Annotated in this window: 9 protein-coding genes; 6 read left to right on the top strand and 3 right to left on the bottom strand. The window is 66.8% G+C overall.

Going from position 1 to position 12137, the window contains the following annotated elements:
* Nucleotides 1-2 precede the first annotated feature (2 nt).
* From R2B38_RS27525 to R2B38_RS27515, 3 genes are read right to left on the bottom strand one after another with little or no spacing between them, the layout of a single operon-like run.
* Nucleotides 3-983, bottom strand: a complete 981-nt coding sequence (locus R2B38_RS27525) for an ABC transporter permease (RefSeq protein ID WP_318018654.1) — start codon at nucleotides 981-983, stop codon at nucleotides 3-5.
* On the bottom strand, nucleotides 976-1899 hold the full coding sequence (locus tag R2B38_RS27520) for an ABC transporter permease (RefSeq protein WP_033286816.1): 924 nt from the start codon (nucleotides 1897-1899) through the stop codon (nucleotides 976-978). Before R2B38_RS27520 ends, R2B38_RS27525 begins: the two co-directional genes overlap by 8 nt.
* Before the next feature lie 60 nt (nucleotides 1900-1959).
* Complete coding sequence (locus R2B38_RS27515; RefSeq protein WP_318018653.1) at nucleotides 1960-3594, bottom strand: ABC transporter substrate-binding protein; 1635 nt, start codon at nucleotides 3592-3594, stop codon at nucleotides 1960-1962.
* Nucleotides 3595-4044: 450 nt separating this feature from the next.
* On the opposite strand from R2B38_RS27515, the gene R2B38_RS27510 reads away from it, so the two are divergent.
* The 6 genes from R2B38_RS27510 (at nucleotide 4045) to R2B38_RS27485 (ending at nucleotide 11098) form a co-directional block, all read left to right on the top strand.
* Nucleotides 4045-5073, top strand: a complete 1029-nt coding sequence (locus R2B38_RS27510; RefSeq protein WP_318018652.1) for an ABC transporter permease — start codon at nucleotides 4045-4047, stop codon at nucleotides 5071-5073.
* Between the two features lie 81 nt (nucleotides 5074-5154).
* Nucleotides 5155-6921, top strand: coding sequence for an ABC transporter substrate-binding protein (locus R2B38_RS27505; protein ID WP_318018651.1), 1767 nt, complete (start codon nucleotides 5155-5157; stop codon nucleotides 6919-6921).
* A gap of 119 nt (nucleotides 6922-7040) precedes the next feature.
* Nucleotides 7041-8021 carry an ABC transporter permease gene (locus tag R2B38_RS27500; RefSeq protein ID WP_318018650.1) on the top strand — a complete coding sequence of 327 codons (981 nt, stop codon included), beginning with the start codon at nucleotides 7041-7043 and terminating at the stop codon, nucleotides 8019-8021.
* A gap of 51 nt (nucleotides 8022-8072) precedes the next feature.
* Nucleotides 8073-9110, top strand: coding sequence for an ABC transporter ATP-binding protein (locus R2B38_RS27495; protein WP_318018649.1), 1038 nt, complete (start codon nucleotides 8073-8075; stop codon nucleotides 9108-9110).
* A 26-nt stretch (nucleotides 9111-9136) separates the two neighbouring features.
* Nucleotides 9137-10183 (top strand): dipeptide ABC transporter ATP-binding protein, encoded by a 1047-nt coding sequence (locus R2B38_RS27490; RefSeq protein WP_318018648.1) that lies wholly within the window; start codon nucleotides 9137-9139, stop codon nucleotides 10181-10183.
* Between the two features lie 162 nt (nucleotides 10184-10345).
* Nucleotides 10346-11098, top strand: a complete 753-nt coding sequence (locus R2B38_RS27485; protein WP_318018647.1) for a class I SAM-dependent methyltransferase — start codon at nucleotides 10346-10348, stop codon at nucleotides 11096-11098.
* The last annotated feature ends 1039 nt before the right edge of the window (nucleotides 11099-12137 follow it).

The following is a 12137-nucleotide window of genomic DNA, read 5'->3' as shown; positions in this document are numbered from 1 at the left end:
CGTCACCTCAGCTTCGGGTCGAGGGCGTCGCGGACCGCGTCGCCGAGCATGATGAACGCGAGGACCGTGATCGCCAGGGCTCCGGCGGGCCAGAGCAGCATGTGCGGGGCGTTGCGGATGTACTGGGAGGCGGCCGAGATGTCGATGCCCCAGCTGACCGTGGGCGGCTTCAGGCCCACGCCGAGGTACGACAGGGTCGCCTCCAGCGAGATGTAGGTGCCGAGCGCGATGGTGGCGACGACGATCACCGGGGCGACCGCGTTCGGGGTGATGTGCCGTAGCAGGAGGCGGGAGTTGGAGGCGCCGAGGGCACGCGCGGCCTGGACGTAGTCGTTCTGTTTGGCGGTGATGACCGAGCCGCGCGCGATGCGGGAGATCTGCGGCCAGCCGAGCAGCACCATGAACCCGATGACCGGCCAGACCGTGTTGCTCGTCACCACGGACAGCAGCACCAGGCCGCCGAGGACGACCGGGATCGCGAAGAAGATGTCCGTCAGGCGGGACAGGATCGAGTCCCAGATCCCGCCGAAGAAGCCGGCGAGTCCGCCGAGGACCGAACCGAAGATCGCCACCCCCAGCGTGGCTAGCACGCCGACCGTCACCGACGTACGGGTGCCGTAGACCGTGCGCGTGTAGACGTCGCAGCCCTGGCCGTCGTAGCCGAAGGGGTGGCCCGGCTGGGAGCCCTCCTGGGCCTTGGCGAGGTCGCACTTGAGGGGGTTGCCCGAGGCGATCAGGGACGGCCAGAGGGAGATGACCACCAGGAAGAGGATGACGAGCGCGGAGATGATGAAGACGGGGTTGCGGCGCAGGTCGCGCCAGGCGTCGGACCAGAGGGAGCGGGGCTTGCCCGCCGGGCCCGTGCCTTCGGGTCCTCCGGGTGTCTTCTCCAGGGTCTCCGCCTCGCTCGTCGCGAGGTCCATCGGGCCGCCCATGCCGGTGCCGGCAATCGCGCGCTCCGGTTCGAACGGCTGCTCAGGCATAGCGGATCCTCGGGTCGAGTACGGCGTAGAGGAGGTCGACGAGAAGGTTCGCGACCAGGAAGACCAGGACGAGGACGGTCACGAAGCCGACCACGGTCTGGGTGTTCTGGCGCACGATCCCCTGGTAGAGCTGGAAGCCGACGCCGTGGATGTTGAAGATCCGCTCGGTGACGATCGCGCCGCCCATCAGGGCACCGATGTCGGTGCCGATGAAGGTGACCACGGGGATGAGGGAGTTGCGCAGCAGGTGGCGGACGATCACCCGGCGCCTGGGCAGGCCCTTCGCGACGGCCGTACGGACGTAGTCGGAGCGCCTGTTCTCCGCGATGGACGTCCGGGTCAGCCGGGTCACGTACGCGAGGGAGACCGAGGCCAACACCAGCCCGGGGACGATGAGTTCACTGAAGGTCGCGTCCGGGGAGACGGACGGTTTGATCCAGCCCCATTCGACGCCGAGGAGCAGTTGCAGGAGCAAGCCGGTGACGAAGGTCGGGATGGAGATGACGACGAGGGTGAGCAGCAGCACGCCGGTGTCGATCGGGCGGCCGCGCTTGAGGCCGGTGACCACACCGAGCGCGATACCGACGACGACCTCGATGACGATCGCCACGAGGGTCAGCCGGATGGTGACCGGGAACGCGGTCGACATCAGCTCGGTGACCTTCTGGCCGTTGAACGCCGTCCCGAAGTCACCGGTGAAGACGTTCCCCATGTAGGTCAGGTACTGCTGCCACACGGGCTTGTCGAGGCCGAACTCCCGCTTCAGCTGGGCGGCCGTGGCCGGGTCGCACTGCCGGTCGCCGCAGAGGCCCGCGATGGGGTCGCCCATCACGTTCACCATCAGGAAGATCAACAGTGTGGCGCCGATGAAGACCGGGATCATCTGCAGCAGACGCCGGATTACGTACCGTCCCATGGAGGCTCCGGGGTTCATGGGGGCAGGTCACGCGGGGCCCGCCCCCTGTACGGCTACGGCTCAGCTGACCTTGATCTCGCTGTAGACGGGGACGCTGAACGGGTTCAGGGCCACGTTGGAGAGCCGGTCGGAGTAGCCTGCGCTGCCGTTCTGGTACCAGAGCGGGATGGCGGCCATGTTGTCCCGTACGACGCCCTCGGCCTGCTGGAAGAGCTTGATCGCCTTGCTCGTGTCCGTCTCCGCGTTGGCCTGGTTCACGAGCTTGTCGAAGTCCTTGTTGGACCACAGGCCGTCGTTCGAGGAGGCGTTGGTGTAGTACAGCGGCTGGAGGAAGTTCTGGATGAGCGGGTAGTCCATCTGCCAGCCGGCGCGGAACGGCCCGGTCATCTTGTGCTGGCCGATCTGGTTCCTGAAGTCGGCGAAGGTGCCGACCGGGTTCCCGACGCACGCCTTGTCGTTGCCGAGCGCGTTGTTGATGGAGTTGCACACCGCGTCCACCCACTCCTTGTGCGAGCCCGTGTCCGCGTTGTACGTGATCTTGACCTGGCCGCCGGGAATGCCGCCGCCCTCCTGGACCAGCTTCTTCGCCTCGGTCGGGTCGTACTTGCAGGAGTCCCCGCACAGCCCGTCCTGGAAGCCGCCCGCGGTGCCGAGCACCGGTGAGGTCCAGTCGGTGGCCGGGGTGCGGGTCTTCTGGAAGATCGTGTTGGTGATCTGGTCCCGGTTGATGGCCATGGACAGCCCTTGGCGGACCTTGTCCGAGCCGCTCTTGTTCCAGTTCTTGTCGTAGTACGGGAACGCGAGGGTCTGGATGATGCCGGCGGGCGTGTTGATGTACCGGCCGCCGAGGTCGCTCTTGACGTTCTTGAGCTGCGAGGCCGGGATGTCGTCGACGAGGTCGAGGTTTCCGGCCATCAGGTCGGTGTAGGCGGTGTTGTTGTCGGTGTAGACCTTGAGGGTCACACCACCGTTCTGCGCCTTGTCCGTCCCGGTGTACCCGTCCCACTTCTTGAGCTGCATCTGCGAGCCCTTGGTGTACGACGAGATGGTGTACGGCCCGTTCCCGACGGGCTTCTTCAGCCAGGCCGCGTGGTCGGAGAAGAAGGTGCTCGGCAGCGGGGAGTAGGCCGCGTACCCGAGGGTGTCGGGGAAGGTCGAGAACTTCTGGGTGAGCTTGATGGTGAAGGTGTCGGTGCCGGTCACCTTGAGGCCGGTGAGCGTGCCGGCGCTCTGCGAGCCGCTGTCGGGGTGGACCTTGTCGTAGCCCTCGATGTACCCGAAGAAGTAGGCGTTCTTCTGGTTGTTCTTGAGGCTCGCCCCGTAGTTCCACGCGTCGACGAACGACTTCGCGGTGACGGCCTCGCCGTTGCTGAACTTCCAGCCGCTCTTGACGGTGACGGTGAAGTTCTGCGAGTCGGTGGTCTCGATCTTGTCGGCGAGCATGTCCTGGGCCTTGCCGGTCTTCGGGTCGTACCGCTTCAGCCCGCGGAAGACCATGTCGAGGACCTTGCCGCCCTGCACCTCGTTGGTGTTGGCCGGTTCCAGCGGGTTCTGCGGGTCACCCCAGGAGGCGCTGAGCACCGCGCTGCCGTCACCACCGCCGCCGCCGCTGCTTCCGCCGCCCCCACAGGCGGTCGCCGCGAGGGCTACCGCCGCCGCGCAAGCGGCCCATTTGGCGTGCGTGGCTCCACGCATCGAGTGCCTCCTCAGGAAAGCCGATCCATGCCGATCCGTTACCGGTCAATATCGACCGAAAAGGAGCACATCGCCTGCGGGCCCACCCTTTCGGGGGACCTCCGACGCCTGTTCAGTGGATCTCCGGGATGGAGCACAATGGATCACTGCGAAGCGATGCGGAACCGTTGGATTGTGACGCCCTGATGTACGCATTCCGATACAGAGGCGTCCGCATAACGAACTCATTGCCCGTTTCGCGCAGTTGGCCCGATCTAAAGCACAGATCGATTACGGCGCGCTACCCGCGTAGCTACGGATTGGTCAAGTCAAGGTAAAGAAGGTAAAGAGAAACCCAAGCCGACCCAGATTTTATTGACCTTGCATGAATTGCGTTGAAAAAGTCCGGCGTAGCCCGTAGGGGAGTGCCCTGCGGAGTCTCATCAGACCCTCCCTTGGGCCAGGAGCACCATGACCCCCCCAACTCCATCTACGGCTGCCACGCTCGAGGCGACCGACGAGAGCGTCGAGAAGTCGATCACTTCTCCCGACTCGAAGGCCAACGAGAGCAGGTCCCCGGGACAGCTCGCGTGGCGCCGCTTCAAACGGGACCGTACGGGCGTCATATCGGCGATCATCGTGATCTTCTTCTTCGTGATCGCGCTGGCCGCTCCGCTGATCGCCAAGCTCTACGGGAAGAACCCGTACACGACGTACGGACTCTCCATCCCGGGGCTGCTGGGCGACAACAGCAACCCCGTCAAACCGAACGGCGGCATCAGCAGCGACTTCTGGTTCGGCATCGAACCCGGCCTGGGCCGCGACGTCTTCACCTTCCTGCTCTACGGGATCCGCAACTCCCTCCTGATCGCCACGGCCATCACGATCCTCGTCGTGATCATCGGTGTCGCGGTCGGTGTCACCGCCGGTTACCTCGGCGGCAAGACCGACTGGTTCATCGGCCGGGTCATCGACATCCTGCTCGCCTTCCCGTCCCAGCTGTTCTTCGTGGCGTTCACCCCGGTGGTGCTCGCGCTGTTCGTCTCGGCCGACGACAACACCCCGACCTGGCTCACGGTGAGCTGCCTCATCGGTCTCCTCACCCTGTTCGGCTGGGCCTCCATCGCCCGACTTCTGCGCGGCCAGGTACTGGCCCTGCGCGAGCGGGAGTTCGTCGAGGCCGCCAAGGTCACCGGGGCCTCTCCGGCGCGGATCATCTTCAAGGAACTGCTGCCCAACCTGTGGACGCCGATCCTGATCCAGGCGACCCTCAACCTCCCGCTGATGGTCACCACGGAGGCCGGTCTCGCCTTCCTCGGCGTCGGCATCCAGGACCCGACCCCCGACTGGGGTGTCATGCTCGGCCGCGCCGCCGCCGTCTACCAGGACGACATCACCTACCTGCTCTTCCCGGGCATCACGATGGTGATCTTCGTCCTGGCGTTCAACCTCCTCGGTGACTCCGTGCGCGACGCACTCGACCCGAAGACCAAGCGCTGACTCCGGCCCTTTTCAGGACCACGGCAAAGACGCCGAGGTGCCGGGTTTCTCTCATCACTCTCACTTCCAAGGCAGGATGCGATGTCCTTTTCGCGCAGAAACTTCCTGATAGCCACCGGCGTTGCCGCCGCGTCGGGCTCCGTGCTGACCGCGTGCAGCAGCGGTGACTCCACGTCGGGCAGCTCCGGCGGTGGCAAGCAGGCGGCTGCCAAGGCCGACGCGACCGTGGTCAAGATCGGCACCGCCGCCGACTCCACCGGCCCGGCCCCCGAGGTCTCGGGCGCGGTGAAGGGCGGCACCGTCTCGCTGCTCAACGACGACGACTTCTCGCACCTCGACCCGCAGCGCATCTACTACGCCTGGAACTCGCTGGCCGCGGTCGTCCTCTCCCGTGGCCTCACCGGCTACAAGGTCGCGGACGACGGTTCCCAGACCCTGGTCGGCGACCTCGCCACCGACACGGGCACCATGAAGGACGGCGGCAAGACCTGGTCCTTCACCCTGAAGGACGGCGTCAAGTGGGAGGACGGCTCCGACGTCACCGTCGACGACGTCCGCCACGGCATCGAGCGCGCCTTCGCCAGCTACATCACCGAGGGCGCCATGTACGTCCAGACGTGGCTGACGGGCACGCAGAACTACCGCAAGTCGTACTCGGGTCCGTACTCGGGCAAGCACCTCAAGTCGATCGTCACCAGCGGCAAGACGATCACGTTCCACCTCTCCGAGGCGCGTCCGGACTTCAACTACGTCGTGGCGATGAACTCCTACGCCCCGACCCCGGTGAAGCACGACACCAAGCAGGACTACGACAAGAAGCCGTACTCCAACGGTCCCTACCGGGTGAAGTCGCACGTCACCGACAAGTCGATGGTGCTCGTGCGCAACGAGCACTGGGACGCGAAGACGGACCCGATCCGCAACGCCTACCCGGACCAGTTCAACTTCACCTTCGGTATCGAGCAGCTCACGGCCATCGACCGGCTGATCGCCGACGCCGGCAACGACCAGTACGCCGTCAGCTGGCGCACCATCCCGCAGGAGCGCGTCCAGCAGGCGCAGACCAGCGCCAAGGACCGCATCTTCCAGGGCCTCAGCAGCGGCACCAGCGTCTACTGGATCAACACGACCCGTGTCACCGACATGGACGTCCGCGAGGCCATCATCAAGGCCTGGCCGACCGCCGCGATCCGTCAGCTGCAGGGTGGTTCCATCCGCGGTGACTACGCGACCGGCATCATGAGCCCGCTCGTCGCCGGCTACAAGTCGCAGGACGTCTGGGGCAAGCTGAAGAACCCGGCGGGCGACCCGGCCGCCGCGAAGGCGATCCTGAAGAAGGCCGGCAAGACCGGCACCAAGATCGTCTACGCCTACCAGCAGGACGACACCCAGGCCAAGATCAAGGTCGTCGTCGAGCAGGCCCTGAAGGCGGCCGGCTTCGACGTCGTCACCAAGGGCATCGACTCCACCACCTGGTACGACCAGACCGGCAAGGTCGCCAACCCGTACGACATCTACTGGGGTGGCTGGTCCGCCGACTGGCCGACCGGTTACTCGGTCTTCCAGCCGCTGTTCGACAGCAAGGCGATCGCCGACGGCGGCTCGAACTACTCGCACCTCAAGGACTCCGCGGTCGACGCCGCCATCAAGGCGGCCACCGCCGAGACCGACCAGGACAAGGCGAACGCCATGTGGGCGGCGCTGGACAAGCAGGTCACCGAGACCGGCGCGTTCATCCCCGACGTCTACATGCGCCGTCTGTACCTGCACGGCTCCAAGCTCGGCAACGTGAAGATGGACCCGAACTTCGACGGCTGCATGCTCTACAAGCTGTACGTCAAGTCCTGATCCACCCCTGAGAGGTGGGGCGGCTGTGGCCGCCCCACCCTCGGCTCGTCCACCGTGGCCCCCGGTCACCCCCGGTCCGGCCCCTCCTCACGACGGCCCTCCCAGGAAAGCCACTCCCCATGCTTCGCTTCCTCGTCCGCCGGCTCCTCGGCGCCGTGATCACGCTGGTCATCATCAGCGCGATCACGTTCATGCTCTTCTACGCGGTGCCGCGCGATCCGGCGCGGATGGCCTGCGGCAAGCTCTGCACCCCGGAGACGCTCCAGGTGATCCGCCACAACATGGGGATCTCGGACCCGATTCCGGTCCAGTACTGGCACTGGCTGACGGGCATCTTCTTCGGCCGGGAGTACCCCGGCTTCGGCAACTGCGACGCTCCGTGCCTGGGTTACTCGTTCGTCAACCGCGAGCCCGTCCTGTCCACGATCATGGACCGGTTCCCGACGACGTTCTCCCTGGCCATCGGCTCCTCCGTCGTGTTCCTCATCTTCGGTGTCGGCACCGGCATGCTCGCCGCGGTGCGACAGGGCAAGGCCACCGACAAGGTCGCCAGCAGCGCCTCGCTGATCGCCTCGTCGCTGCAGATCTACTTCGTGGGCACGCTGGCTCTGTACTTCTTCGTGTACCAGTGGCACATCCTGGACCAGCCGTCCTACACGAACTTCACCTCGAACCCGGCCTCGTGGTTCAACGGGTTGCTGCTCCCCTGGCTCGTGCTGTCGATCATCTTCACCGCCAACTACACGCGTATGACGCGCTCCCAACTGGTCGAGACGCTCAGCGAGGACTACGTCCGCACGGCCCGGGCCAAGGGCCTCTCACGCCGCAAGGTGTTCTTCCGCTTCGCCTGGCGCGGTGCGATGGGGCCGATCGTCACCATCTTCGGTATCGACCTGGGCGTCCTCCTCGGCGGCGCCATGATCACCGAGAAGACCTTCAGCCTCCAGGGCATCGGCATGCTGTCGGTGAAGTCGGTCTCGACGAACGACCTGCCGATGCTGCTCGGCGTCATGCTGATCACCGCCTCCTTCGTGGTCATCGCCAACATCGTCGTCGACGCCGTGTACGCCCTGATCGACCCGCGCATCAGGCTCGCCTGACCTCGCCCGCCCCCACCAGCTACCCCGCATCACCCCCTCTGGAGCGTCCCCGTGACGAGCACCGATCAGCAGCCCTTCCTGTCCATCAAGGACCTGAAGGTGCACTTCTCGACCGAGGACGGCACGGTCAAGGCCGTCGACGGTCTCTCCTTCGACCTCGAACGCGGCAAGACGCTGGGCATCGTGGGTGAGTCGGGGTCCGGCAAGTCGGTCACCAACCTGACCATCCTGGGCCTGCACAACCCGGAGAGCACCACCGTCGAGGGCTCGATCGTCCTCGACGACCAGGAGCTGAACGGCGCGTCGGAGAAGACGCTGGAGAAGCTCCGCGGCAACAAGATGTCGATGATCTTCCAGGACGCGCTGGCCTCGCTGTCGCCGTACCACACCGTCGGCGTCCAGATCGGCGAGACGTACCGCAAGCACACGGGCTGCTCCAAGAAGGAGGCACGCGCCCGGGCCATCGAGATGCTGACCCGGGTCGGCATCCCCCAGCCCGACCTGCGCGTCGACGAGTACCCGCACCAGTTCTCCGGCGGTATGCGCCAGCGCGCGATGATCGCCATGGCGCTGGTCTGCGACCCGGAACTGCTGATCGCGGACGAGCCGACCACCGCCCTGGACGTCACCGTGCAGGCCCAGATCATGGACCTGCTCAAGGACCTCCAGAAGGAGTTCGGTACGGCGATCATCTTCATCACCCACGACCTCGGTGTCATCGCGGACATCGCGGACGAGGTGCTGGTGATGTACGGCGGCCGGTGTGTGGAGCGCGGCACGAAGAAGGAGGTGCTGCGCACCCCGCAGCACCCCTACACCTGGGGTCTGCTCAGCTCGATGCCGAGCCTGGACGGTCCGGTGGACGTGCCGCTGAACCCGATCCCCGGTTCGCCCCCGTCGCTGCTGAACCCGCCGTCGGGCTGCCGCTTCCACCCGCGGTGCGCCTTCGCGGAGAAGGTGGAGGGCGATCTGTGCTCGACGGAGCGTCCGCCGCTGGAGATCACGGACGGTCGTGGCTCCGCCTGCCACCTGACCGCTGACCAGCGCAGCGAGTTCTTCGCCGACCTCGCCGGCAGCCCGGCCAACTGACGTACAAGAAACGGGACTTCACCATCATGAGCAACGCGAACCCCCTCCTGGACGTCAGCGGGCTGACCAAACACTTCCCGATCAAGGGCGGCTTCCCGATCCGGCGTACGGTCGGTGCCGTGCAGGCCGTCGACGGGCTGGACTTCCAGGTCGGCGAGGGCGAGAGCCTGGGCCTGGTCGGCGAGTCGGGCTGCGGCAAGTCGACGACGGGCCGGCTGATCACCCGCCTGCTGGAGCCGACCGGTGGCACGGTCCACTACCGCGGCCAGGACATCACGCACGCGGGCCGCAAGCAGCTGGCGCCGATCCGGTCCGAGATCCAGATGATCTTCCAGGACCCGTACGCCTCGCTCAACCCGCGGCAGACGGTCGGCAAGATCGTGTCCGGCCCGATGGAGATCAACGACATCAATCCGGCCGGCGGCCGCGAGGTGCGCGTCCGTGAGCTGCTGGAGATCGTCGGCCTCAACCCCGAGCACTACAACCGCTTCCCGCACGAGTTCTCCGGCGGCCAGCGCCAACGCATCGGCGTAGCCCGCGCGTTGGCCCTCGAACCCAAGCTGATCGTCGCGGACGAACCGGTGTCGGCCCTGGACGTGTCGATCCAGGCCCAGGTCGTGAACCTGCTCCAGAAGGTCCAGAAGGAACTCGGCATCGCGTTCGTGTTCATCGCCCACGACCTGGCGATCGTCCGGCACTTCTCACAGCGAGTCGCGGTAATGTACCTGGGCAAGATCGTGGAGATCGCCGACCGCGACGACCTGTACGGCAACCCGCGCCACCCCTACACGCGGGCCCTGTTGTCCGCCGTGCCCGAGGCCACGGTGGACGAGACGCCCGCCCGGGATCGCATCCGGCTGGTCGGTGACGTGCCGTCGCCGATCAACCCGCCCTCGGGCTGCCGTTTCCGTACCCGTTGCTGGAAGGCGACGGAGAAGTGCGCGACGGAGGCTCCGCCGCTGGTGCAGGTCGAGGGCAACAAGCCGGGCCACCTGACCGCATGCCACTACCCCGAGACGGCGGACACCGTTCCGGCACCCCGTCTCTCCAAGGACCCCGAGGCGGCGGCCTGACACACCCCTTTAGTCAGCCGCCCCCTTCAGGAACGGACTTTCACCGGCCCATTGACCCGAGCCCATGAACGTCCGCTTCCAGGGGACGAAGGCCCGCGCCCACCCAGGCGCGGGCCTTCGCCATGAACGGACGGACCAGGTTCGGCGTGACACACTGCCGCAGTGGTCGACCGTTCGTTCGCGGATCCTTCGCTCGCAGCGCTGTACGACACCCTCAACCCGTGGGGGCCCGGCGACGACTTCTGTCTCGGGCTGGTCATGTCCGCAGACTCCGTGCTCGATGTCGGGTGCGGTACCGGGCGGTTGCTCGGGCGGGCCCGGCAGGAGGGGCATCGGGGACGGCTGATGGGACTCGATCCCGCCGCCGCGATGCTGGTGCGGGCGCGGGCCCATGAACCCGGCGTCGAGTGGGTGCTCGGAGATCTGCGCGCACGGGAGTGGCACGGCGAGTTCGAACTCGCCGTCATGACCGGCCATGCCTTCCAAGTGCTGCTCGGCGACGAGGAGTTGCGGTTCGCCCTACGTGCCGTAGGTACCGCTCTCGTGGCCGGCGGGCGGTTCATGTTCGAGACGCGGAATCCGGGGGCGCGGGTGTGGGAGGGGTGGACGCCGGAACGGGTGCGGGAGATTCCGGACGGGCGGGGCGGGGTCGTACGCGTGTGGCACGAGGTCGAGTCCGTGGCTGCGGGCGAGGAACGCGTCACGTTCACCGAGACCTTCGAAGGTCCCCAGTGGGAACGGCCTCAAGTCGACCGGACCACCCTGCGGTTCCTCGACACCGACACCCTGGACGGCTTCCTGAGCGAGGCCGGGTTTGTCGTCGTGGAGCGGTATGGCGACTGGGGGCGGGGGGAGTTGACACTGGACAGTCCCGAGATCATCACCGTGGCTGAAACTACGGGCCGGTGCAGCTAGGGCGCTCTCTGGTTGCCGTTGGGCCACTCGCTTCTCAGCCAGTGTCGGGCTTCCGCGGCCCGAGTAAAGGGCGCTCCCTGCGGTCGCGTCGGCAAGCCGATTCCGCTCCGCTCCACCCTTGACACGGCCCGCTCCAGCCCGTTTCAGAAGCGAGCGAGCGGCCCGGAAGGATGGGTGGCCAGGTACCTATCCCCCTGTCTGAACTGTGTTGCGGGCCGGTGTGGTGGGGGCGCGTTCGCGTCTCGCCAGCACGCCGGGCTGGCTTAGCGGCTAACCCCCGGTGGGCGGGGCGCGCTCGCGTCTCGCCAGCACGCCGCCTCGGCTCGGCGGCTGTCTGCCGGTGGGGTGTGAGGCCACGAGCGTGCGCGCTGCCGTCTCGCCAGCACGCCACCCCGGCTCAGCGGCCAACCCTGAGTGGATGAGTGGGTGGGCGGGTGAGTGGGCGAGTGGATGAGTGGGTGGGCGGGTGAGTGGGCGAGTGGATGGGTGGTTGGGTGAGTGGGTGGGCGGGTGAGTGGATGGGTGGGCGGCTGAGTGGGTGGGCGGGTGAGTGGGCGAGTGGATGGGTGGATGGTTGGGCGGGCGGGTGGTTGGGCGGGCGGTTGGGGGGTTGCGGGAAGCCGGGGGTAAATCTAACCATCGTCGTGGGCTTTGACTGGTTAGAAAATGGCCCCAGCCTCCAGAGGGGCGGGGCGGGGATGGGTGGGGATGGGCGGGTCGGGGAAGTGCGAACACTTCCGCTTCGCCCGCCACCCTTCCGCAGGCCGGGAGCCATTACCCGGGCTGCCGTCCAGTGTTGACCGGGAAGCCCCCACCGGCCGGTAGTCGCTGAGCCGAGGCGGCGTGCGGGCGAGATGCCGGCGCGCCACCTCGACCTCCGACCCGGTCCTCTCTGGAAGCCGGGGTTATTTCTAACCGGTCAAAGTGCGTTACAGGGGTTAGTTTCACCTACAGCCTCCAGCACCCACCCATCCGCACCCCATCCGCACCCCATCCCCATCCCACCCCCGCCCCCCCCACTCGCCGTTGGCCGCTGAGA

The organism is Streptomyces sp. N50 (assembly GCF_033335955.1).
Classification (GTDB): domain Bacteria; phylum Actinomycetota; class Actinomycetes; order Streptomycetales; family Streptomycetaceae; genus Streptomyces.
The sequence above is the reverse complement of the archived record's forward strand: the minus strand, read 5'-3'. Positions and strand labels throughout refer to the sequence as shown.